Annotated in this window: 20 protein-coding genes and 1 tRNA gene; 17 read left to right on the top strand and 4 right to left on the bottom strand. The window is 67.2% G+C overall.

Going from position 1 to position 21685, the window contains the following annotated elements:
- The first annotated feature begins 109 nt into the window (after nt 1-109).
- The 5 genes from D5S18_RS07300 (at nt 110) to D5S18_RS07285 (ending at nt 3237) form a co-directional block, all read left to right on the top strand.
- A complete protein-coding gene (locus tag D5S18_RS07300; protein WP_120039237.1) occupies nt 110-1066 on the top strand; it encodes an acyl-ACP desaturase in 957 nt (318 codons plus the stop codon).
- 19 nt (nt 1067-1085) lie between these two features.
- Nucleotides 1086-1604 carry a vitamin K epoxide reductase family protein gene (locus D5S18_RS07295; protein ID WP_239003621.1) on the top strand — a complete coding sequence of 173 codons (519 nt, stop codon included), beginning with the start codon at nt 1086-1088 and terminating at the stop codon, nt 1602-1604.
- A gap of 67 nt (nt 1605-1671) precedes the next feature.
- On the top strand, nt 1672-1800 hold the full coding sequence (locus D5S18_RS36085; RefSeq protein WP_282434829.1) for a hypothetical protein: 129 nt from the start codon (nt 1672-1674) through the stop codon (nt 1798-1800).
- 23 nt (nt 1801-1823) lie between these two features.
- Nucleotides 1824-2744, top strand: a complete 921-nt coding sequence (locus tag D5S18_RS07290) for a RelA/SpoT domain-containing protein (protein WP_120039072.1) — start codon at nt 1824-1826, stop codon at nt 2742-2744.
- Nucleotides 2745-2847: 103 nt separating this feature from the next.
- Entirely contained in the window at nt 2848-3237 is a 390-nt protein-coding gene (locus D5S18_RS07285) for a hypothetical protein (RefSeq protein WP_147403876.1), read from the top strand.
- Here D5S18_RS07285 and D5S18_RS07280 read toward each other — a convergent pair.
- Nucleotides 3210-3974: an AraC family transcriptional regulator gene (locus D5S18_RS07280; protein WP_120039070.1), complete on the bottom strand. Its 765-nt coding sequence runs from the start codon at nt 3972-3974 to the stop codon at nt 3210-3212. The two genes, D5S18_RS07285 and D5S18_RS07280, sit on opposite strands and share 28 nt — an antisense overlap.
- Nucleotides 3975-4586: 612 nt before the next feature.
- Nucleotides 4587-4660: transfer RNA gene (locus D5S18_RS07270), tRNA-Arg, on the bottom strand.
- Between the two features lie 195 nt (nt 4661-4855).
- Here D5S18_RS07270 and D5S18_RS07265 point away from each other — a divergent pair.
- From D5S18_RS07265 to D5S18_RS34375, 11 genes are all read left to right on the top strand, one after another.
- Complete coding sequence (locus tag D5S18_RS07265; protein ID WP_120039068.1) at nt 4856-6892, top strand: bifunctional copper resistance protein CopD/cytochrome c oxidase assembly protein; 2037 nt, start codon at nt 4856-4858, stop codon at nt 6890-6892.
- Nucleotides 6892-7842, top strand: coding sequence for a serine/threonine dehydratase (locus D5S18_RS07260; RefSeq protein WP_239003603.1), 951 nt, complete (start codon nt 6892-6894; stop codon nt 7840-7842). The genes D5S18_RS07265 and D5S18_RS07260 overlap by 1 nt, the downstream gene beginning before the upstream one ends.
- 67 nt (nt 7843-7909) lie before the next feature.
- A complete protein-coding gene (locus D5S18_RS07255) occupies nt 7910-10327 on the top strand; it encodes a beta-glucosidase family protein (protein WP_120039067.1) in 2418 nt (805 codons plus the stop codon).
- A gap of 132 nt (nt 10328-10459) precedes the next feature.
- Entirely contained in the window at nt 10460-10930 is a 471-nt protein-coding gene (locus tag D5S18_RS07250) for a single-stranded DNA-binding protein (RefSeq protein WP_120039066.1), read from the top strand.
- A gap of 62 nt (nt 10931-10992) precedes the next feature.
- Complete coding sequence (gene ettA, locus D5S18_RS07245) at nt 10993-12669, top strand: energy-dependent translational throttle protein EttA (protein WP_120039065.1); 1677 nt, start codon at nt 10993-10995, stop codon at nt 12667-12669.
- A 123-nt stretch (nt 12670-12792) separates the two neighbouring features.
- A complete protein-coding gene (locus tag D5S18_RS36080) occupies nt 12793-12918 on the top strand; it encodes a hypothetical protein (protein WP_282434828.1) in 126 nt (41 codons plus the stop codon).
- A 187-nt stretch (nt 12919-13105) separates the two neighbouring features.
- Entirely contained in the window at nt 13106-18043 is a 4938-nt protein-coding gene (locus D5S18_RS07240) for an NAD-glutamate dehydrogenase (protein WP_120039064.1), read from the top strand.
- Between the two features lie 14 nt (nt 18044-18057).
- Nucleotides 18058-18516, top strand: a complete 459-nt coding sequence (locus D5S18_RS07235) for an acyl-CoA thioesterase (protein ID WP_120039235.1) — start codon at nt 18058-18060, stop codon at nt 18514-18516.
- Between the two features lie 7 nt (nt 18517-18523).
- A complete protein-coding gene (locus tag D5S18_RS07230; RefSeq protein WP_120039063.1) occupies nt 18524-19177 on the top strand; it encodes a DUF8010 domain-containing protein in 654 nt (217 codons plus the stop codon).
- Between the two features lie 113 nt (nt 19178-19290).
- Entirely contained in the window at nt 19291-19524 is a 234-nt protein-coding gene (locus D5S18_RS07225) for a hypothetical protein (RefSeq protein WP_147403875.1), read from the top strand.
- Between the two features lie 86 nt (nt 19525-19610).
- A complete protein-coding gene (locus tag D5S18_RS34375) occupies nt 19611-19832 on the top strand; it encodes a hypothetical protein (protein ID WP_147403874.1) in 222 nt (73 codons plus the stop codon).
- On the opposite strand, the gene D5S18_RS07220 is transcribed toward D5S18_RS34375, so the two are convergent.
- Together D5S18_RS07220 and D5S18_RS07215 are read right to left on the bottom strand one after the other, a co-directional pair.
- Nucleotides 19809-20120 (bottom strand): AzlD domain-containing protein, encoded by a 312-nt coding sequence (locus D5S18_RS07220; RefSeq protein WP_120039061.1) that lies wholly within the window; start codon nt 20118-20120, stop codon nt 19809-19811. The two genes, D5S18_RS34375 and D5S18_RS07220, sit on opposite strands and share 24 nt — an antisense overlap.
- 7 nt (nt 20121-20127) lie before the next feature.
- Nucleotides 20128-20898, bottom strand: coding sequence for an AzlC family ABC transporter permease (locus D5S18_RS07215; protein WP_120039234.1), 771 nt, complete (start codon nt 20896-20898; stop codon nt 20128-20130).
- A gap of 73 nt (nt 20899-20971) precedes the next feature.
- On the opposite strand from D5S18_RS07215, the gene D5S18_RS07210 reads away from it, so the two are divergent.
- Entirely contained in the window at nt 20972-21556 is a 585-nt protein-coding gene (locus D5S18_RS07210; protein WP_439651092.1) for a helix-turn-helix domain-containing protein, read from the top strand.
- Nucleotides 21557-21685 lie beyond the last annotated feature (129 nt).

Raw genomic sequence — 21685 nt, 5'->3', positions numbered from 1 at the left:
ATGCCGCGCGCCTAGCACAGTGTCGGGAGGTGCCCCCGCACCACTTCGCCCGCTACCCGTGGCGGCCGCACCGCACACTCGAATCGAAACCGAAAGGCAGGCACCGATCTTGGCGCGCGACCTGACCCAGCGCGAACTGCTGGCCGAACTGGAGTCCACCGCCGAAACCTGTGTGGACAGGCATCTGAAGCTGTCCAAGGACTGGCAGCCGCACGACTACATCCCGTGGGATGAAGGACGCAATTTCGCGATGCTGGGTGGAATCGATTGGGATCCGGAGCAATCCAGGCTCAGCCCGGTCGCGAAGGCGGCCATGGTCACCAATCTGCTCACCGAGGACAATCTGCCCTCCTATCACCGGGAGATCGCCGAGAACTTCTCCCGCGACGGCGCGTGGGGCACCTGGGTCGGTCGCTGGACCGCGGAGGAGATGCGGCACAGCGTGGTGATTCGCGACTACCTGGTGGTGACCAGGGGTGTGGACCCGGTCGCGCTGGAACAGGCCCGAATGGCTCACATGACCAATGGTTTCGCGCCGGGGACCGAGGCATTCGAGGACGACGGTGCGGGATTCCTGCACTCGGTGGCCTATGTCAGCTTCCAGGAATTGGCCACCAGGGTTACCCACCGCAATACCGGCCGGGTCTGTCAGGACGAGATCGCCGACGCGATGCTGGGGCGCATCGCCGCCGACGAGAATCTGCACATGATCTTCTATCGCACCGTCTGCGGTGCGGCCCTTGATCTTTCGCCCGATCAAGCGGTCTCCGCCATTGCCGACGTGGTGCAGAATTTTCAGATGCCCGGCGCACAGATGCCGAACTTCCGGCGCAACGGGGTGCTCATGGCCAAACACGGCGTCTACGATCTGCGCCAGCATCTCGAGGAGGTGCTGGAACCGGTCCTGCGAAAGTGGAATATCTTCGGCCGCACCGATTTCGGGGCGCGCGGCGAGCAGGTTCGGGAGGGATTGGCCGCCTTCCTCGACGATATGCGGGAAGTGCGGATTCCGCGCTTCGAGGAGCAGCGCGATCGCGCACTGGCCCGCGAGGCGGCTCGTGTGTGATCGCGCGGGCGCATGGTTGGTGCTGATCTTGGGATTCGCGGGATGGTCGGCATCGCTGACGCTGACCATCGAGCGGTTCCGACTGCTCACCGAACCGGGCTACACCCCGTCGTGCAGTATCGACCCGACCATTTCCTGCGGGTCGATCATGGCCTCGCCTCAGGCCGCGGTGTTCGGATTCCCCAATCCGATCATCGGCGTGGTGGGGTTCTCGGTGGTGGTCACCCTCGGCGTGTTGGCGGTGGCTGGAACTGCGGTGCCGCAGTGGTTTTGGGGGTCGGTGGCCCTCGGCGCCGGTCTCGGTGTCGCCTTCGTCGGCTGGTTGATCTTCCAGGCGCTCTACCGCATCAACGCGCTGTGCCCTTACTGCATGGTTGTCTGGGCCGCGACGCCCGCGCTGTTGGCGACCTCGGCCAGGCAACTATGGCCGAACTCGATTGTGGTCCAATGGCGTTGGACGTTGCTGACTGTTGGCTACGTGATCGTCGCGGTGCTGGTCTTCCTGCGCTTCCAGGACTACTGGCTATCGCTGCTCTGATCCGATCCGGTTTCGGGTCCGGATCGAGTCCCTGATCGAACCTGCGCGGCCGACAATCGAATCGGAGGTGAGGATCACCAAGGACCCGCTGGATGACGAGCCGACGGATTCGAGCGCGGCGCAGGCGGTGTCGTGGGCCAAGTGGCAGAGCCGCGTGGACGGAATCCGGCCGGAACAGGGCACTTTCGAGCACTGATCCCGGCAGCGGCGCGCGAGTCGGTGGCGCGCCATCCGGTGCTGGCCCGGCTGCTGAGTGACCATCCCGACCTGGAGCACTCCTGCCGCGAGTTGCCGAGGAAGCTGAATTCCCTTATGCGGCATCCGGAAGCGGTGCGCATACTCGCCGCAGCGGTGCGGACGGTCGCCGAGCGCGGCGCGGAGGCGGTGCTCGCGGATCCGGTGCGTGGCATGGCGACACCGCTGACCCCCGAGCAGCGGGCGATCTCGCGGCAGGTCCGCGACCGGGTGCGGCAGATCCGTCCACGGGATCGGCTCCAGCCCGGATTCGATGCGAGCAGGCACCACGACGGCGCGTATCAGCGCGAGTTCCTGGATCGGCAGTATGCGGCCTGGCCCGAGACGCAGCGTGCGCTGAACGAACTCGCCGGGGAGATCGCCGGACAGACCGGCGGCGCGGCGCATTGGCGCACCCAGCCGAAGGATCGCGAACGTGCGTGGGAAAAGATCGGTGAATACCGAGGGGATGTGTCTCGGCTGGTGGATCTGGTCGGCGCGCGGATAGTGTTCGATCGGGTCGACGAGGTCTATCGCGCCCTGGCATGTATTGCCGACGACACGCGCGTCGAGATCGTCTATATCAAGGACAGATTCGACTGCCCGCAGGCTTCGGGCTATCGGGATGTATTGCTCAATCTCCGAATGCCCAATGGTCATATCGCGGAACTCTGCCTGCATCTGCGGCGTATCGAAGCGGTGGTGCGATATGAGCACGCGCTGTACGAGGTGCAGCGGGATTTCGAAACGTTGGCCCGCCGTGAGAATCGCGAGCTGAGTCCACGCGAGGCGGCCCTGAATATCGAGGTGCGCAGATATCTCAACGGGTTGTTCTGGCAGGCCACGGTGCTGGGGCTGCCCGATGGTCCGGCCGATTCCGACGGTTCGTCGAAGGTCGGATCCTAGCCTGTCGAAGCAATGTATCGTATTGATATGGGTTTCCGGAAGGGATTGTCGCATGGCCTGGCTCGAGAAATCTCCGGCATACTATCGTTTCTATAATGGGACGATGCGACTGACGGAATCCGGCTCGGGCATGCCGGTGGGGGAGAAATTGAATATCCGCACCGGATTCTTCGAGTCCGCGTCATTCGAGGATATCGGCAAGGTATTGCGTTCCGGTTCGGATATGGATTTCGCCGAGATGTCGCGCGAGGAGTTCATTCGCGAAACCGAGGATGCGCGCAGTTACTATCTGCGCGGCGAAGGGCCGATCTTCGAGATCTACGCCCGGATCAACGCGATCTACGACAATGCCGAAACCGGGGAGCGGACCATCGATGCGGAGCAGGTGCTCGCGCTGTGTCGCCGCACCTTTCGGATGTGGGGAGCGGAGGCGGCCCGCCGTGCCGCGGGACAGTCGCCCGCGTTTCAGTGCGCGCCGGTGGGTGGCAGATGATCCTCCGGCCCTTCGGGTCGCCATGGTGAGGCCGCGCGGGCCGCGCTCGGTGTGCTCCCGGTCCAGCGCAGGTAGGCGCGGCGGAATTCCCTGGCATCGGTGAAGCCGACCTCGCCCGCGATGGCGCTGATCGACAGGCTCGAGGTGCGCAGCAGGACGTTGGCGCGCTCCAAGCGCACCCGGTCGCGGATCTCGCCGAAGCGCTGACCGCCCTCGGCCAGCCTGCGATGCAGGGTGCGCTCGCTCATCATGAGCCGCTTGGCGACGGCGGCCTGGGTGGTGGGTTCCCAAATACGGTCTCGGAGCACCTGTTCCACCTCGGGCGCGATATCGGTTCGTGGCTGGTCGATCCTGGATCGCCGTACCCGCCCGGCACTGGGCAGGGTGAGGGCCGTCTTGTGGAAGTGCACGCTGGTCGCCTGCGCGTCGAACCGCACCGGGCAGCAGAAGAATTCGGCACAGGACCCGGCATGCGCCGGTGGCGGGTAAGCGAATTCGATCCGCTCCGGCTCGGCCTTCGGCCCGAACAGCCACGACGCGACGGCGATGGTCAAACAGCACGCCTGCTCACTCAGTCGCGGCAGCAGCGCCGGATTCGGGCACGGAACGGCCAGGGTCAATGCGATCTCCTCGGTCCCGACGGCGATTTCGAAGTCGAAAAGACTGTCCGCGGCCCGCTGCAGCGCCGCGGTCAGCTTCTCGGCTCCGGATCGGGATTCGGGCAAGTCGGGTTCCATTCCTGATGTCGAGAGCTGAGCCGGAAAGACGCCGGTCAATGTTAGGTGCGCAACCCGCTATGCCCACAGTGGGAAATTCTCATAGCCGCCCCCACCCCGCCGTGACCACGGCAACTCACCCCAACAGCCCACAGGGGTGGCAGAAATCACGTTTGAACAACCCCCGCACCGGTATCAATCAGCAACCGCCCGGCCAACATTGCGACCGTCCGAAACCCCCCACTAGAGGCGCACACAGAACTGAGACGAGATCCCCCAACAAATCCCCCCGCCCGGCCACCCCCGTCGCCCACCCAGACCACTCACGACAAGCCCGAACCGAACCGCAACAGGTCAGCCCCGGAATCCCCGAACCGCAACAGGTCAGCCCCGGAACCCCCGAACCGCAACAGGTCAGCCCCCGAATCCCCGAACCGCAACAGGTCAGCCCCGGAACCCCCGAACCGCAACAGGACAGCCCCCGAACCGCACGTCCCAGCACCGCCGCCACCACCCCCTTGGGGGTCCGGGGGCAAAGCCCGCCGGGCGGGGCGTGGGGGTTGCACCCCCACAAAAAATGACGAAACGAGCCTGCGAGCGCCCCCCGCGAGCATGGCTCGCCTACGAGTGGAGTGCCCCCGGCAGGAATCGAACCTGCGACCTAGGGATTAGAAGGCCCTTGCTCTATCCAACTGAGCTACGGAGGCAACGCGTTCCACCTTGACCGAGAACGGCCGCGCTGTCCAGCAGCGCAATTATAGCGACCGTCCAGATCGTCAGTTTCTCAGCGTCAGCAACATTCCAGCCACCTTGCGGGCCTCCGTCGGGCCACGAACGGAAACCAGCCTAGTCGCCCAAGCCCGGACGGGCCATGGATTAATGCCCGAACTAGGCTCGAAGCCATGTCGTCAGCGCAGGACCCGCCAGCGGAACAGGATGTCGAAGCGGCGCGGTCCGGATCCGCGGCGGGATTCGCGGTGCTGTCGGTGCTGGGTCTGGCGATCGCCGCCGTGGTGGCCGCGCTGGTCGTCGGACTCTCGGCGGCGCAGGCGCTGAGCCTGCTCGGCATACCCGATCCCGGCCCGCTGACCACCTACGGACTGCCCGCCGTGCGCGCCCTGGCCAACCTGGCAGGCGCGATGACAGTCGGCTCACTGCTGTTCGCCGCCTTCCTCACCCCGCCCCAAACCAATGGCCTGCTCGACACCGGCGGCTACCGCGCCTTGCGGCGCGCAAGCAATACCGCCCTGCTGTGGGCATTCTGTGCCGCACTGCTCGTCCCGCTGACCGTCTCCGACACCACGGGCAGACCGGTCGGCAAGATCCTGCGCCCGGAGGAGCTCTGGCGGGCGGTGAACCAGGTCGCCCTGGCCGAAGCCTGGCGCACCACGGTGTTTTTCGCGCTGATCGTCGCGGTCGGCGCTCGGCTGGCGCTGCGCTGGGGCTGGACGCCGCCGCTGTTCGGGGCCGCGCTGGTGACCATGATGCCCCTGGCGCTGACCGGACATTCCTCCTCCGGCGGCTCGCACGACCTGGCCACCAATAGTCTGATCCTGCACCTGGTTTCGGCGGCGGTCTGGGTCGGCGGGCTGTTCGCCGTACTCGCCCACGCCCGGCGCGGCGGCGCGCACATCGACGTCGCCGCCACCCGCTTCTCCTTCCTGGCCGCCATCGCCTTCGCGGTCATCGCCGCCAGCGGCGTGATCAACGCCTGGGTGCGCGTCCCCGCGGGCGAACTGTTCACCACCACCTACGGGCGATTGGTGCTGGCCAAGGCCGCCGCGCTGATCGTGCTCGGCCTCATCGGATTCCAGCAGCGGCGCGCCTCGATCCCGGCGTTGAAGGCCAACCCGCGCGCCGCGGGCGCGCTTATTCGCTTCGGCGGCGTCGAGGTGCTCATCTTCGCGGCCACCATGGGACTCGCGACCGGCCTCGGCCGCACTCCGCCACCGCCTCCCGAGAAGATTCCGTCCCCCATCGAGGTGGAGATCGGCTACGACCTGGCAGGCCCGCCCACCCTCGGCCGCATTCTGTTCGACTGGCGTTTCGACCTGATCTTCGGCACGGCGGCGATCGTGCTCGCGGTGCTGTACCTGCTCGGCGTGCGCCGACTGCGGGCGCGCGGGGACGCCTGGCCCGTGGGTCGGACCATCGCCTGGCTGTCAGGATGCGCGGTGCTGCTGTTCGGCACATCCTCCGGTGTCGGGCGGTACGCGCCCGCGATGTTCAGCGTGCACATGGGCCAGCACATGGCGCTGTCGATGCTCGCGCCCATCCTCTTCGCGCTCGGCGGCGTGGTGACGCTGGCCTTGCGCGCACTACCCCCGGCCGGTCGGGGCGGGGTGCCGGGACCGCGCGAGTGGATCCTCCTCTTCGTCCACAATCCGGTCTCGCGCCTGCTGACCCACCCCATCGTGGCGTCGGTCATCTTCGTCGCCGGCTTCTACGCGCTGTACATGGGCGGTATCTACGACAAGTTCGTCAATGCCCACGCCGCGCACCTGCTGATGAATCTGCACTTCCTGATCAGCGGATACCTCTTCTACTGGGTCGTCATCGGCATCGACCCCAAACCCCGGCGGGTCGAACCGCTGACCAGACTCGGCATGGTCTTCGGCTCCCTGCCGTTCCACGCCTTCTTCGGCGTCGCCCTCATGAGCATGACCACGGTGATGGGCGGCTGGTTCTTCGGTGCCCTCGGACTCGACTGGCACGGTGACCTGCTCGGCGATCAGCGCACCGGCGGCTCGATCGCCTGGGCCAGCGGCGAGGTGCCGCTGGTGGTGGTCATGCTGGCACTGCTCATCCAGTGGTCGCGCAGCGACGCGCGCCTGGCCCAGCGCACCGACCGCGCCGCCGAACGCGATCACGACGCGGACCTGGCCGCACACAACGCCATGTTCGCTGAACTGGCCAAACGTGATCGCGGGGCGCAGTAGTGACCAGCGCCGAGGACATATCGCAGCGCCGCGTGCTCCGAGCGGATGTGCGCGCGGCGCGTAAACGGCTCACCGGCCGCATCCGCACCACCCCCGTCTTCCACACCAGTGTCAACGGGCCGAACGGCCAGGTCCCGGTCACGCTCAAACTCGAATATCTGCAGCACGGCGGCACTTTCAAGGTGCGCGGCAGTCTCAACGCCATGCTCGCCGCCGATCCCGCCGCCGACCGGGTGATCATCGCCTCGGGCGGCAACGCGGGCATCGCGGCCGCCTTGGCCGCCGCCGCGCTCGGCATATCGTGCACCGTCGTGGTCCCCGAATCCGCACCGCACACCAAAGTGGCCGCCATGTGGTCGCACGGCGCGGAGGTGCTGTGGCACGGCACCACCTACGCCGAGGCCCACCGCTACGCCACCGACCTGGCCGCCGAGCGAAATGCCTTGCCGCTGCACGCCTTCGACCTGCCCGCCGTGGTCGCGGGGGTCGGCGTGGTCGGGCTGGAACTCGAGGAGCAGGTGCGCGGCCGTCCGCCGATCCTCGTCGCCGTCGGCGGCGGCGGACTGATGGCCGGTATCGCGGCCGCGCTGGGTCGGCGCAGGCAGGTCATCGGGGTGGAGCCGGAGGGGATGCCGATTCTGCGCGCCGCGCTGTCGGCGGACCGGCCGGTCGAGGTCGGTGCGTCCGGTTTGGTGGCGGATGGTCTGTGGGCCAGCAGAATCGGCGATATCGCCCTGGATGTGGCCCGCCGCTACGGCGTGCGATCGGTGCTGGTCAGCGATGACGCCATCGCCGCGGCGCGGGACTATCTGTGGCGGGAGTTCCGCATCGTCGTCGAATTGGCGGGCGCGGCGGCGCTGGCCGCCGTGCAGAGCGGGGTCTACGCGCCACCGGCGGGGGAGCGGCCGGTCATCGTGCTCTGCGGCGCGAATGCCGAACTCGGCGGCTGAAGACATTCGGTCGCTGCGCGATTGCCGGGCGTAGATTGGCGGACAGTCGACAAGCCGAGGAGACACCGTGTCCGAGACCGAATTCGATTCCCTGCTCGCCGCGCTCACCCTGGAGCAGAAGCTCGGGTTGCTCACCGGAGCCGACCTCTGGTCCACCGTCGCCGAACCCGCCGTCGGACTGCGCTCGATGACACTGTCGGACGGCCCTTCCGGGGTGCGCGGACCGGTGTGGGACGAGCGCGACCCCTCCCTGAACCTGCCCTCGGCCACCGCGCTGGCCGCCACCTGGGATCTGCAACTGGCCGCCCGCTACGGCGCGGCCTCGGCGGCCGAGGCGCGCCGCAAAGGTGTGCACGTGGTGCTCGGACCCACCATAAATCTGCACCGAAGCCCGTTGGGCGGCAGGCATTTCGAAGCATTCTCCGAGGACCCGCTGCTCACGGGCGAACTGGCCGCCGCGTACATCCGTGCGGTACAGGCCAATGGCGTGGCCGCCACACCGAAACACTACGTGGCCAACGATTCCGAGACCGAGCGCTACACGGTGGATGTCGAGGTCGGCGAGCGCGCGCTGCGCGAGCTGTATCTCGCGCCGTTCGAGGCGGCCGTGCGGGCGGGCGCGTGGTTGGTGATGTCGGCCTACAACTCGGTGCACGGTGTCACCATGTCCGAGAATCCGCTGCTGACAACGCCGCTGCGCACCGAATGGGGTTTCGACGGTGTGGTGGTCTCGGATTGGACGGCGGTGCGCAGCACCGAGGCCGCGGCCAACGCGGATCAGGATCTGGTGATGCCCGGTCCCGACGGGCCATGGGGTGCGAAACTCGTTGCGGCGGTGCGGGAAGGCGCGGTGTCGGAGGCGGTGATCGACGCCAAGGTGCTGCGGCTGCTGTGCTTGGCCCGGCGGGTCGGCGCGCTCGGCGCGAATGTAGCGGTGGGGCAGCAGATTCGGGAGGACGGCAGGATCGTCGCCCGCGAGGTGGCGGCCGCGGGTATGGTGCTGCTGCGCAATGCGGGCGAATTGCCTTGGCCCAGTGCGGGTCCCGGATCCGTCGCGGTGATCGGCGAGGCGGCGCTGTATCCACGCACCCAGGGCGGCGGTAGCGCCACCGTGGTGCCGGAGGAGGTGATCAGCCCGGTCGCGGGGCTGCGGGCCGCGTTGCCCGAGGGATCGATCACGGTGCACCCCGGTGTTCCGGTGCAAACCGGAATCCATCCGCTGCCGCTGTCGGTCATCTCCGATCCGGTGACGGGGGAACCGGGTCTGCGCGTCCGCTTCTTCGACGCCGAGGGCGCGGAGTTGCTCAGCGAACATCGCCGTGCGGCCCAACTGGTCTATATGGGGCAGGCGCCGCAGGGTGCGGCGGTCATCGAATTGACGACGAATTACCTTCCGGGGCCGGATGATTCGGCGGCCGTACGCCTCGGCGTCGCGGGTCTTGGGCACACGATCATGACAGTGAACGAAGAAATCGTCCTCGACACCGAATTGGTCGCGACGGGGGAGGTGTTGGGCGCGGCGTTGTTCGCGCCGGGCGTGGCCGCCGTGCCGGTGGTGCTCGCCTGCGGCCCGATTGCCGTGCGGGTCCGCCAGGATCTCCAATCCGAGGGCGCGGCAATGGGTTTGGTGGTCATCACGCTGGGCACCGAAGCGGCGCTCATGGATACCGCCGACCTACTCGCGGATGCCGCGGCCATGGCGCGGGCGGCCGAGGTCGCCGTCGTGGTGGTCGGCACCGACTCGCTCACCGAGAGCGAGGGTTTCGACCGGGTCACCCTTTCGCTGCCCGGTGAACAGGACGCGCTGGTCCGCGCCGTCGCGGCGGCCAATCCGCGCACCGTGGTCGTGGTGAATTCCGGTGGGCCGGTGCTCATGCCGTGGCGCGACGAGGTCGCGGCGGTGCTGCTGTCCTGGTTCGGTGGACAGGAACTGGGGCACGCGCTGGCCGATGTGCTGCTCGGGCGGCGCGAACCGGGCGGCAGGTTGCCCACGAGCTGGCCCGCCGCGGCGGCGGATGTGCCGGTGCTGTCCACCACGCCGGTCGACGGGGTGCTCCGCTACGACGAGGGCATCCATCTCGGGTACCGGGCGTGGTTGCGGGCCGATCGCTCGCCCGCCTATCCGTTCGGGCACGGGCTGGGCTATACGAGTTGGGAATTCGGCGGACTCGTCGTGGAACTGGGTGCGGACGGGGCGGTCGAGGTGCGGGTCGAGGTGCGCAATACCGGCGCTCGTGCGGGCAAGCAGGTCGTTCAGGCCTATTTGTCCCGACCGGAGTCGGCGGTGGAGCGTCCGGTGCGCTGGTTGGCCGGGTTCGCGACGGTCACGGCCGCTGCCGGTACGACCGCCACGGCGCGGATTTCGGTGCGTCCCAGGGCGTTCGAGCATTGGGATGGCGGTTGGCAGGTCGAGCCGGGCGCCTTCACCCTGCATGTCGGTGCGAGCGTGCTGGATCTCCCGTTGACCGCCGTCGTCGATCGCTGAACCCGGTGGTTGTCCACATCCGGTGAAGTTGTCCCCAATCGCCATTCGACTCGGTCGGACCGGCCGCGGATCCCGCAGGCTGGACTGGTCCACATGGGACGGGCAGCAGTCGAAAGGTGAAGGGGTGTAACCGTGTACGAGACGAATGTGACGATCGTCGGCAATATCGTCAGCCAGCCGGTCCGGCGCGATCTGGGCAATGGCGATGAGCTGCTGACCTTCCGGTTGGCCAGTAATTCCCGCCGCCTCGATTCCGGCACGGGGGAGTGGGTGGACGCAGGCGCCCTGTTCCTCAACGTCGCATGCTGGCGCAGACTCGTCGCGGGCGTCGACGATTCGTTGCGCCGGGGCGATCCGGTGGTGGCCTACGGCCGACTGCACATCCACGAGTTCACCACCCGCGACGGCGCCGCCCGCCGCGAGCCGGAACTGCGCGCCATCGCGATCGGCCCGGATCTGGCCCGGTGCTCGGCGCCCATCACCCGCCGGAATACCTATGATGGTCCGGGCGCTGTACCTCGGGGCGTCGTCTGCGCCGCGCAGAATGGCTCGCCGCCCGCCGCAGGGACGCGCGCCGACCCCGAATCCGCCATCGCCTCGTAGCCCCGCACCGGGCGGCGGCTCTGCGTTATTTCACCGATCCCAACACCGTTAGGCTGCTGCATATGGCTGAGTTCATTTATCAAATGAGGAAGGTTCGCAAGGCACATGGCGACAAGGTCGTGCTCGACGATGTCACCTTGAACTTCCTCCCCGGCGCCAAGATCGGCGTTGTCGGTCCGAACGGCGCCGGTAAATCCAGCGTGCTGAAGATCATGGCCGGACTGGACCAGCCGAACAACGGCGACGCGTGGCTCGCGCCGGGTGCGACGGTCGGCATTCTCCAGCAGGAGCCGCCGCTCAACGAGGAAAAGACCGTGCGCGGCAATGTCGAGGAGGGCCTCGGCGAGATCAAGGTCAAACTGGACCGCTACAACGAGATCGCCGAGCTCATGGCCACCGACTACTCCGATGAGCTGATGGAGGAGATGGGTCGGCTGCAGGAGGATCTGGATCACGCCAACGCGTGGGATCTGGACTCCCAGCTCGAGCAGGCCATGGACGCGCTGCGCTGCCCGCCGCCCGACGAGCCGGTCACCCAGCTCTCCGGTGGTGAGCGTCGCCGGGTCGCGCTGTGCAAACTGCTGCTGTCCAAGCCCGACCTGCTGCTGCTCGACGAGCCGACCAACCACCTCGACGCCGAAAGCGTGCTGTGGCTCGAGCAGTTCCTGGGCCAGTACCAGGGTGCGGTGCTCGCGGTCACCCACGACCGGTACTTCCTGGATAATGTGGCCGGCTGGATCCTCGAGCTGGACCGCGGTCGCGCCTACCCGTACGAGGGCAACTACTCCACCTACCTGGAGAAGAAGGCCGAGCGACTCGAGGTCCAGGGCAAGAAGGACCAGAAGCTGCAGAAGCGCCTCAAGGAGGAGCTGGCCTGGGTCCGCTCCGGCGCGAAGGCCCGTCAGGCCAAGAACAAGGCCCGCCTCGGTCGCTACGAGGAGATGGCCGCGGAGGCGGAGAAGATCCGGAAGTTGGATTTTGAGGAGATCCAGATTCCTGCCGGTCCGCGCCTGGGCAATGTGGTGGTCGAGGTCGAGCACCTGGACAAGGGCTTCGGCGAGCGACAGCTCATCAAGGATCTGTCCTTCACCCTGCCCCGCAATGGCATCGTCGGCGTGATCGGCCCGAACGGTGTCGGCAAAACCACCCTGTTCAAGACCATCGTCGGACTCGAACAGCCCGATAGCGGCATCGTCACCATCGGCGACACTGTCAAGCTGAGCTACGTCGACCAGAACCGTGCGGGCATCGATCCGAAAAAGACGGTGTGGCAGGTGGTTTCGGACGGCTTGGACTACATCGAGGTGGGCCAGCAGGAAATGCCCTCGCGCGCGTACGTGAGCGCGTTCGGCTTCAAGGGTCCCGACCAGCAAAAGCCCGCGGGTGTGCTCTCCGGTGGTGAGCGCAACCGGCTGAACCTGGCCATGACCCTCAAGCAGGGCGGCAACCTGATCCTGCTCGACGAGCCGACCAACGACCTCGACGTGGAAACCCTCGGCTCGCTGGAGCACGCGCTCGAGCTGTTCCCCGGCTGCGCCGTGGTCATCTCCCACGACCGCTGGTTCCTGGATCGCACCTGCACCCACATCCTCGCGTGGGAGGGCGATGCCGACAGCGAGGCCAAGTGGTTCTGGTTCGAGGGCAACTTCGAGGCGTACGAGGCGAACAAGATCGAGCGTCTCGGCCAGGAAGCGGCTCGGCCGCACCGGGTTACGCACCGCAGGCTGACTCGCGACTGATCGCTCGCCCGCAGGGCCGGCGCAGCGCGCGCCGCCCCTGCGGGCGAGAAGCCAACTCATCGGTATCCCTCGTGGCGGGACGGCTTTCGCCGTAGACCTCGTTAGGGTGGAGTGGTGGATGCAATGGCGCAGTCCGTGCGGTCGGCCGAATCGGGTGCAGACAGGTCTTTACCCACCCTCGAGAAGCTGATTGGCTGGACCGGAGCGACACCGTTGCCGCTGCCCGAATCCCAGGGCGCACCCACCTGACATTCGGCGGTCCGGTCGTAGCTGCGCCGTACCGACCCTATGGTTTCGGCAACCGTGGGGCGACTTGTGCGGTTGCGTGAACAACCCGTGTTTAGAAGGGTTTTCACCCCCGTCCCCTCGGCGCACAGCTACTCTCGGACCGGCGTCACTTTGTTACGGAACCGATATCCGAGGAGTAGGCGAAAAAATGACGGTCTCGTCCGAATTGTCCAGTGCGGCGTGGGCCGCGAGTCTGCCGCAGACGCTGCGCGGCGAACTCGCGATGCTCGAGGAAGCGTATTTCCGCCACGTCGACGCGGGCGATGTGGACTGTGCGATCACCGGAATCACTCAAATCTTCCGGCGGCACCTGGAACTGGCCATGTACCGGCAAGAGGGGCGGGCACTGGTCCGCGTCTACCACCCCGATGACGGCTCCGGCCTCGGTGCGGCCGTGCAGCTCGTCACCGACGATATGCCGCTGCTCGTCGAATCGATCACCTCCTCGCTGACCCGCATCGGGGTCAGCATCACCGAGGTGATCCACCCGATCTTCGAGGTCGAGCGCGACGACACCGGACTGCTCACCTCCGCCGCCGCCCATGAGGTGGAGAACAACGGCAATGCCGGGCTGCGTGAATCGTGGATGCACGTACAACTGCACCCGTCCACCAGCAAGGCCCTGCTCGACAAGGTCGCCGCGGCCATGCCCGATGTGGTGGCCGATGTGCGCCAGGTCATCGGCGATACCGAGGCCATCAAGGCGGTGCAGCGCCAACTGGCCGACGACCTGGAACTCAGCGCGAAATCGGGGACATCCCCGTTCGTGGTCGACGATCTGGTCGATACGGCGAATCTGTTGCGCTGGTTGGCGAGTGGGAACTTCACCTTCCTGGGCTACGCGCGCTACCGCCTGGCCACCGAACAGGGCCAGGAGACTTCCAATGCCATGCCGGGCACCTGCCTCGGCGTGCTGCGGCCCGGAGTCGGCACCGACTTCCGGGTGCCGATCAATGGCGGCGACCGCCCGCTGCTGGTGCTCACCCAGGGCCTGGTGCCCGCGACGGTGTATCGCTCGGTATTCCCGTACTTCATCGGCGTCGCCGATGTCGACGACGCGGGCGCCATCATCGGCGAACATCTGTTTCTCGGTGTATTCACCGTCTCCGCCGTGCACGAGAACGTGCTCGACATCCCGATGATCGAGCGCCGGGTTCGCGCCGTGATCGAGGAGAGCGGCTTCGACCTGGAGTCCTTCTCCGGTCAGGCCATGCTGGAGGTCATCCAGTCCTTCCCGCGCACCGAGCTGTTCTCCTCCGACGCCGACACCATGCGCCGCACCGCCGCGGCCGTGCTCAGTGTCGGATTGCGCCGCCAGGTAAGGCTTTTCATGCGCTCGGACGGCTACGGCCGCTTCGTGGCCTGCATGGTGTACCTGCCGCGCGACAGGTACACCACCAGGGTGCGGCTCGAGATGCAGGACATCCTGGTGCGCGAGCTGGGCGGCAATTCGATCGACTATTCGGCGCGGGTCAGTGAGAGCGAACTGGCCAGCGTCTACTTCACCGTGCGCATGCCGGAGGCGGATCACGGCGCACCGCGCTACGCCTCGGCCACCGCCGACACCTCCGAGGCGAACCGGGTTCGCATCCAGTCGCTGCTCGCCGAGGCCAGCCGCACCTGGGAGGACCACCTCGCCGACGAGGTCAGCAACTCCTCGGTCCTCGATCCCGGCGTGGTCGAGCGGTACGGCGAGGCCTTCCCGGAGGGCTACAAGCACGATTTCGCGCCCGGCCGCGCACTGCTCGATATCGTCCGGCTGGAACGTCTGGCCGAGGGTGCGATCGACCAGTACCTCTACCGCAGACCGGATTCCGCGCCGGGATCCTGGCGCTTCACCCTCTACATCGGCGGCACCGGCGTCTCGCTGAGCCAGGTGCTGCCCGTGCTGCAGAGCCTCGGCGTCGAGGTGGTCGACGAGCGTCCGTACCGGCTCGAGGTGGCCACCGTCCCCGGCGCGCCGACAGTCGAGCGCTGGATCTACGACTTCGGCCTGCTGGCCCGCCCCGAACTGCTGCGCAGCGCACTGGACCGGGACCTGGACGCCGAACTGCTCGAGACCTCCGTGCGCGCGCACGCCCTGGCGGAGGAGGTGCGCGGCCTGCGCGAGCGCTTCACCGCGGCCTTCGAGGCGGTCTGGTACGACCGCGCCGAGGCGGACGGCCTCAATGAACTGGTGCTGCGCGCCCGACTGCCTTGGCGCTCGGTCGCGGTCCTGCGCACCTACGCGAAGTACTTGCAGCAGGCCGATTTTCCGTACAGCCAGGCCAATATCGCGCGGGTGCTGCTCACCTATCCGGATATCGCCGGACTCCTGGTCGACCTGTTCGCCGCTCGTTTCGATCCGGACACCCACGCACAGGCGCAGGCCGCCGAACTGGAGTCGCAGTTGCGTGCCCGCGTCGATGAGGTGGTCAGCCTCGACGCGGACCGCATCCTGCGTGCCATGCTCGGGCTGATCAAGGCGACCCTGCGGACCAACTACTACGTCGCCGATGCCGAGGGGAATGCCCGGCCGTACATCTCGGTGAAGGTGGAGCCGAGGGAGATCGCGGAATTGCCGCGTCCGCGTCCGCTGTTCGAGATCTTCGTGTACTCGCCTCGGGTGGAGGGTGTGCATCTGCGGTTCGGGTCGGTGGCGCGGGGTGGGTTGCGCTGGTCGGATCGTTTGGAGGATTTCCGGACCGAGGTGCTCGGTTTGGTGAAGGCGCAGGCGGTCAAGAACGCGGTGATCGTGCCGGTGGGCGCGAAGGGCGGGTTCGTGGTGAAGCGGCCGCCCGCGGCGACCGGTGATCCGGGGGTGGATCGTCAGGCGTTGGGCGCCGAGGGCGTGGAGTGCTATCGGACGTTCGTGTCGGGTTTGTTGGATGTGACCGACAATGTGGATCGGGTGTCCGGGAACGTTGTCGCGCCGGAGCGGGTTGTTCGTCATGACGGTGACGACACGTATTTGGTGGTGGCGGCGGATAAGGGGACGGCGACGTTCTCCGATATCGCGAATGATGTGGCGAATCGGTACGGGTTCTGGTTGGGTGATGCGTTCGCGTCGGGTGGTTCGGCGGGGTATGACCACAAGGCGATGGGTATCACTGCCAAGGGTGCGTGGGAGTCGGTGAAGCGTCACTTCCTCGAGCTCGGGATCGATACCCAGACAACCGATTTCACTGTGGTCGGTGTGGGTGACATGTCGGGTGATGTGTTCGGCAATGGGATGTTGTTGTCGGAGCACATCAGGTTGGTGGCGGCGTTCGATCACCGGCACATCTTCTTGGATCCGGATCCCGATGCGGCGGTGTCGTTCCGGGAGCGGGAGCGGATGTTCGGGTTGCCGCGTTCGTCGTGGGCGGATTACGACACGTCGTTGATCAGTGCGGGTGGTGGTGTGTTCGACAAGACGGTGAAGTCGGTGCCGATCTCGCCGCAGGTGCGTCGGGCGTTGGGTCTCGCGGATGGGGTGACGGCGTTGGCGCCGCCGGAGTTGGTGCGGGCGATTCTGTTGGCTCCGGTGGGGTTGTTGTGGAATGGCGGTATCGGGACGTATATCAAGGCGTCGACCGAATCGAACGCGGAGGTGGGGGACAAGTCGAACGACAGTGTCCGTGTGAATGGTGATCAGTTGCGGGTGAAGGTTGTTGGTGAGGGCGGGAATCTGGGTGCGACGGCGTTGGGTCGGATCGAGTTCTGCCGCAACGGCGGGAAGATGAACACCGATGCGCTGGACAATTCGGCGGGTGTGGATTGCTCGGATCACGAGGTGAATATCAAGGTCCTCCTCGATGGTGTGGTTTCCAGTGGTGGTTTGTCGGAGGTGGAGCGCAATCCGTTGCTGGCCTCGATGACCGACGAAGTCTCACATTTGGTATTGCGGGACAACATCAACCAGAACTTCCTCATGGGCGTCTCGCGCACCGATGCCCCCGCCATGCTGAATGTCCATCAGCGTGTCATCGACGATCTGGTGCAGCGGCGCGGTCTGGACCGGGAGATCGAGGCACTGCCTTCGGACGCGGAAATGAATCGCCGCGCCGAGGAGGGCACCGGCCTGGCCTCGCCGGAGTTGGCGAATCTCATGGCGCACGTGAAGCTTTCGCTGAAATCGGATCTGCTGGCCACCGATCTGCCCGATAGCGCCTACTTCTCCAACAGGCTGCCGCAGTACTTCCCGACACCGCTGCGCGAGCGCTTCGCCCCGGCCATCAAGCGGCACCGGCTGCGGCGCGAGATCGTCACCACCATGATCGTCAATGAGATGGTGGATTTCGGCGGCATCACCTACCCGCATCGACTGGCCGAGGAGATCGGCGCGTCCACCACCGATGCGGTGCGCGCGTTCGCGGCGGCCACCGAGATCTTCGGCCTGCACGCCATGTGGGATCGGATTCGCGGTGCGGATACCGCCACAGTGGTGCGCGATCTGCTGGAGTTGGAGACCAAGCGGACGCTGGATCGCGCCTCGCGCTGGCTGCTGTCCAACCGCCCGCAGCCCATCGCGGTCGGCGCGGAGATCAACCGCTACAGTCGCGGCGTGCGCGAACTGGCACCGAAGGTGCCCGGTTGGCTGCGCGGACACCATGTCTCGACGCTGACCGATCAGTCCGCCGAATTGATCGCCAAGGGCGCGCCGCCCGAATTGGCCACCGAGGTGTTCGGCCTGCTCAACCTGTTCCCGCTGCTGGATGTGCTGGATATCGCCGATATCACCGATCGCTCCGGCGACGAGGTGGGCGCGCTGTACTACGCGCTCAACGAGCACCTGAAGATCGATTGGCTGCTGGAGGCGGTCAGCCACCTCGAGCGCGGGGATCGCTGGCATTCGCTGGCCCGGTTGGCGCTGCGCGACGATATGTACGGATCGCTGCGCTCGCTGACCCTCGACGTGCTCTCCGCGGGCGACCCGGAGGAGACGGCCGACGAGAAGATTGCATACTGGGAATCGAAGAACCAGTCGCGGCTCGGGCGTGCCCGCGCGGCGCTGTCGGAGTTGTTCGAGTCCGGAACCCACGATCTCGCCACGCTGTCGGTCGCGGCGCGGCAGGTGCGCAGCATGGTGAGCGGGGTGGGCGCGCAGTCGGAGGTACCACGTTGACGGATGCCGGTTCACTGAACGGCCGCGGGTCGGCGCACGGCGGTAGTGCCGTGCTGCCCAAGCGCTTCCATGCCAAGGTCGAGGTCAGGTGGTCGGATATGGACGTGTTCCAGCACGTCAATCACGCCCGCATGGTCACGCTGCTGGAGGAGGCGCGCATTCCGTGGCTGTTCGGGGACGGCTGTCCCACCGCGCCGCTGCGGGACGGCTGTGTACTGGCCGACCTGCACGTCCGTTATCGCGGGCAGTTGCGGCACGAGGACACTCCGCTCGATATCGCCATGTGGATCGAGCAGGTGCGGGCGGTGGATTTCACCGTCGGCTATGAGGTGCGCGCCAATGGCGCGGCCCCGGATTCGCCGCCCGCCGTGCTGGCCTCCACACAGATGGCGGCGTTCGATATCCGGACTCAGCGACTGCGCAGGCTGACGGAGGCCGAGCGCGACTATCTGAGCGAATGGTTGCAGGACTGAGGTCGGCGTGACGGAGCGGCGGGTGCTGGAATTCCCGGATCGGGCCGAACGGGAGAATCTGGCGACCTTCCTCAGTCGCGCGGTGCGGTTGGATCCCGCCGCGGTGGTGCGTTTGCGCCGCCGCGGCGATCGGCAGGTCGCGGCCTGGGTGGCAACGGGTTTCGAGACGCTGGCCATGCGTACGGTCGATGCCGGGCTCGGTGTCGACGATGTCACGGTGGGGGCGGATGTGCTGCTGGCCGGGCTGCCGGCCGACGGCCCGGTCGAACTGGGCTATTCGATGGATTCGGCCTGGCGGGGTGCGTTGCCGCCGGTCGAGGGGTTCACCCATGTGGACGATGTGCCCGCGCGCACCCTGGTCGACCTGGCCGAGCAGGGTGCGCGGCTGGCCAAGGAGCAGGGCGGCCACGGCCCGCCTGTCGCGCTGCTGGATCAGCCGGTGCTCACCGTCTCCGGCGCCGGAGCCGGTGTCGCGGTGCCCATGCGCGTCGTGTTCGCACTCACCGCCATGGATTTCATTCCGCACGCCGCCCGGCCCGAGCGCATCGGGTCCGCGGAGATGGTGCGGGTGCGTGCCACCCGGACCTGGTTGCGGCTCGACGCGCGTTTCGGTTCGGTGGCGCGGCGGCTCGGTGGCGGGATTCCCCTGCTGGCGAACTGAGGTCGCGGGGTCGAGAAACCCATCCGCGCGCGTTCGCGCGCACTAGACTCCGGGCTGGGTGCGGATCGGTAGGTTATGGCCTGCCGTTCCGAGACCCGAAGGGAGACAATTCAATGCGTATGCGACAGACCATCTCGGCCGGGGTGTTCGCCCTGGCATTCGCGCTGACGGCCCTGGCCCCGGTCGCCGCCGCCGATACCGGTAGCGGCGGGGCGGGCAGTTCCCAGTACGGGACGCCCGGCACCGGCTCCACCTCGGGCAGTTCCAGCCTGGTGCGCAGCATCATCTGCCTGTTGAAGACCATGCAGCGCCAGGTGGAGCCGGATTCCTGCGGACCGTGGGGCTGACGGCGGCGCGAAACACCAAACCGGTTGCCTGGCAGCGGCTTCGGCGGGCAGCTACGATATCGCCGGAGGCGTGGAAAGGTGCGGGCATGCGGGTAGTGGCGTGGGTTGTGGCGGTGGTCGCGATGGTCTTGGGTTCGGCCGCGGTGGCGCGGGCCGACGCGCCCACCGGATCGAGTTCCGGCACAAATGATCTGGTGTGCGTGCTTGGGCACTACACGGTGGGTCGGGATCTGCCGGGTTGCCCGGATCGGAGCCGCCAGATCACCGTCCCTACCGACGAAACCTCAAGCTACCCCGCACAGCCGTAGTACGGCGGTGGTCGCCGCCGCCGCGACGATGACGGCAAGCAGCGGTGCCTTGCGCCAGGCCAGCACGGCCGCGACGAGGACGCCCGCCGGGAGCGCGAAGCCGAATTTCCCGGTGCCCGCCGGGATCGCCGTCACCGCGACCAAGGCGGTGAGCAGCACGGTCGCGCCGATCTCCAAGAGGCGCACCGCCCGTTGCGGGAATCGAATCCGGTCCCGCAGTGCCGGACCGGCCCAGCGGAACGCGTAGGTGCCTAGGCTGAGGGCGATCATGCCCACTGCGAGCATCATCCGACCGTCACCCTGTCGATGACTCGCCGCGGCCGAGCGCCGCGGCCGGAGGAGGTAGCGGAGTGTGACCACGTAGGCCGCCGGGAGGCCGCGAAAACAAACACCGCGGGCGTGCGAGCTCCCATGCCGCGACGAGCAGGCCCGAGAGGGCGAACAGCACCGGCAGTCCCGCGGGGACGAAGGGTGCGGTGGCCAGCGCCGCGACCGCGCCGAACAGTGCCGCCCGCAACGTGATTCGATCACGGAAGGCCGGAATGACCAGTGCGAGCAGCACGGCAGGGAAGACCGCGTCCAGTCCGAACGCCCCGGTATCGGGCACGATCGACCCGATGAGTGCGCCGAGCGCGGCCCCGCCGGGCCAGACCACGCCGACCCCGAGTCCGCACAGCCAGTACGCGGCGCGCTTGCGCTCCTGATCGGGTTGGGCCAGTGCGACGGCGACGGCCTCGTCGTTCATCACGTGGAGGCCGATCGGTCGACGCCAACCGGTGCCGACCACCTCCGGCACGGATAACCCATACGGTAGGTGCCTGGCATTGACCAGCAGCCCGGCCAGCGCCGCCGCGATCGGGCTGCCGCCAGTGGCGATGATCCCGATGAACAGGAATTCCGCGCCACCCGCCAGCACGATGCAGCCCAGCACGATCGGCAGCCAGAAGGGCAGTCCGGAGGCGACGGCCGTCGCGCCGTAGGAGATGCCGATGACACCGACCGCGAGCAGTACGCCCGCTATGCCGGTGATCGTGTCCTTACCAAGTGTTCGCCATATCGAACGCACGTATTTTATGGTGAACATGGCGGGCCGCCGAGTCAATATGGTTTTCTTGTGTGCGGTTTATCACAGGATGGGAGTGCGTGTGCGCAAGGATGTGTCGGGCCGGGCCGCCCAACCCGGCCCCAGAGAGGTCGTCGCCGCCGCGCTGCGCCGGGAACGCACCCGTGCCGCCCTCTCCCTCAGCGAGTTGGCCGCACGCGCCGGAATCGCGAAATCCACGCTGTCCCAGTTGGAGTCGGGTGGCGGCAATCCCAGCATCGAAACCCTGTGGGCGCTCTGCGTGGCCCTGGACATCCCGTTCTCCCGGCTGCTCGATCCGCCGCGACCCAGCGTGCACGTGATCCGCGCTGGGGAAGGTCAGGTGGTCTCGGCCGCCGTCTCGCACTATCAGGTGGCGCTACTGGCCGCCGGTCTGCCGAGTTCGCGCCGCGACATCTTCCGGGTCACCGCCGAACCCGGTCAGCCGCATCGCTCTCAGCCCCACATGGCGGGCGTGGTCGAACACGTGATGTTGGCCGAAGGGCGCGCCATGGCGGGCCTCGCCGCCGAACCGGTCGAACTGCGACCCGGCGACTACGTGCAGTATCCGGGCGATCTGCCGCACGTCTTCGAGGCGTTGGCACCGGGCACCTGGGCGATCCTGGTCAACGAATACACCTAGGGCCAATGCCGCTCAGTTAGTGGGTTGGGCTGGGTGTCAAGTGGATCGTGTTGTCGTGCGCGTGGGGGCATGAGAGTAGGACAGCGGAACTACTGGTAGAGAGATCTTGTCCGCCAAGACAAACCGCTC

This window comes from Nocardia panacis, from assembly GCF_003598715.1.
Lineage (GTDB): Bacteria > Actinomycetota > Actinomycetes > Mycobacteriales > Mycobacteriaceae > Nocardia > Nocardia panacis.
This window is presented reverse-complemented; position numbering and strand designations above follow the sequence as displayed.

Coding starts and splice junctions, on each gene's coding strand:
- D5S18_RS34375 (WP_147403874.1), top strand. CDS start 19,611: ATGCGGGTAGTGGCGTGGGTTGTGGCGGTGGTCGCGATGGTCTTGGGT.
- D5S18_RS07220 (WP_120039061.1), bottom strand. CDS start 20,120: ATGATGCTCGCAGTGGGCATGATCGCCCTCAGCCTAGGCACCTACGCG.
- ettA (WP_120039065.1), top strand. CDS start 10,993: ATGGCTGAGTTCATTTATCAAATGAGGAAGGTTCGCAAGGCACATGGC.
- D5S18_RS36080 (WP_282434828.1), top strand. CDS start 12,793: ATGGCGCAGTCCGTGCGGTCGGCCGAATCGGGTGCAGACAGGTCTTTA.
- D5S18_RS07265 (WP_120039068.1), top strand. CDS start 4,856: ATGTCGTCAGCGCAGGACCCGCCAGCGGAACAGGATGTCGAAGCGGCG.
- D5S18_RS07285 (WP_147403876.1), top strand. CDS start 2,848: ATGCGACTGACGGAATCCGGCTCGGGCATGCCGGTGGGGGAGAAATTG.
- D5S18_RS07225 (WP_147403875.1), top strand. CDS start 19,291: ATGCGTATGCGACAGACCATCTCGGCCGGGGTGTTCGCCCTGGCATTC.
- D5S18_RS07240 (WP_120039064.1), top strand. CDS start 13,106: ATGACGGTCTCGTCCGAATTGTCCAGTGCGGCGTGGGCCGCGAGTCTG.
- D5S18_RS07280 (WP_120039070.1), bottom strand. CDS start 3,974: ATGGAACCCGACTTGCCCGAATCCCGATCCGGAGCCGAGAAGCTGACC.